Here is a 1,203-nt window from a genome sequence, read left to right as displayed (position 1 = left end):
CCGTTCGCGTGGACCGGCGTCCGGCTGTACGCGACCGGGGCGACCACCCTGCGCGTCCGGCTCGGCGCGCTCGGCGCGGACGGCGTCTCGGTCGCCGTCGCCGACGAGAGCGGCGCGCCGGTCGCCGAGGCGGATTCCCTGGTCATGCGCCCGATTTCGGCCGGGCAGCTGGCCGCCGCGGCGGACCACGGCACCGACTCGCTGTTCACCCTGACCTGGCAGCACATCGACACCGAGCCCGCCGCTCCGGCCGTCCCGCTCGGGGAGCCCGGCCCGGTGGCGTACGCGGAATTCCGCGGCGACGCGACCGTCGAGGCGCTCGGGACCGTGCAGGAGTTCCTGACCGGCGAGCACGACGGAAAGCTCGTGCTCGTCACCGAATCGGCCGTGGGGGAGGCGCCCGCCGACCCCGAAGCGGCCGCGGTCTGGGGTCTGGTGCGGTCCGCGCAGTCGGAACACCCCGGCCGGTTCGTCCTCCTCGACGTCGACACCACCGAAAACCTGGTCACCTGGGCGGGCGCGGCCGCCGCGTCCGGGGAGCCGCAACTGGCCTTGCGCGGCGGCGAATTCCAGGTGCCGCGGCTGGCGCGCGCGACCCTGCCGAAGCAGGAGCACGCCTGGAACCCGGACGGGACCGTCCTGATCACCGGCGCGAGCGGCGTGCTCGGCGGCCTGCTCGCCCGGCACCTGGTGACCGTCCACGGCGTCCGGCACCTGCTGCTGCTCAGCCGCAGCGCGCCGCCCGCCGAGGAGCTGACCGGCGCGTCAGTGACCGTGCTCTCCTGCGACGTCGCCGACAAGGCCGCCCTCGAAAGCGCGCTGGCGGCCATCCCCGCCGAGCACCCGCTGACGGCCGTGGTGCACGCCGCGGGCGCCCTCGACGACGGAGTCCTCGAAGGACTGACGCCGGAGCGGCTGGACACCGTGCTGCGGCCCAAAGCCCTGGCTGCCAAGCACTTGCACGAGCTGACCGCGCACCTCGACCTCGACGCGTTCGTCCTGTTCTCCTCCTTCGCCACGACGATGGGCGGCGCCGGCCAGGCCGGCTATTCCGCGGCCAACGCCTACCTCGACGCCCTCGCGCAGCACCGCCGCGGCCTGGGCTTGCCCGCGACGTCGCTCGCGTGGGGGCTGTGGGAAGCGCGCAGCGGCCTGACCGCGCACCTCGGCGACGACGACGTGTCGCGGCTGGGCCGGTCCGGC

The 1,203-nt window shown here is 75.3% G+C and carries 1 protein-coding gene; it reads left to right on the top strand.

Going from position 1 to position 1,203, the window contains the following annotated elements:
• Positions 1 to 1,203, top strand: a 1,203-nt coding sequence (locus tag G3I65_RS01350) for a beta-ketoacyl reductase (protein WP_160693950.1), incomplete at both ends; no start/stop codon positions are given.

Origin of the sequence: Amycolatopsis sp. SID8362, from assembly GCF_010550475.1 — a bacterium.
Classification (GTDB): Bacteria; Actinomycetota; Actinomycetes; order Mycobacteriales; family Pseudonocardiaceae; genus Amycolatopsis; species Amycolatopsis eburnea.
This window is presented reverse-complemented; position numbering and strand designations above follow the sequence as displayed.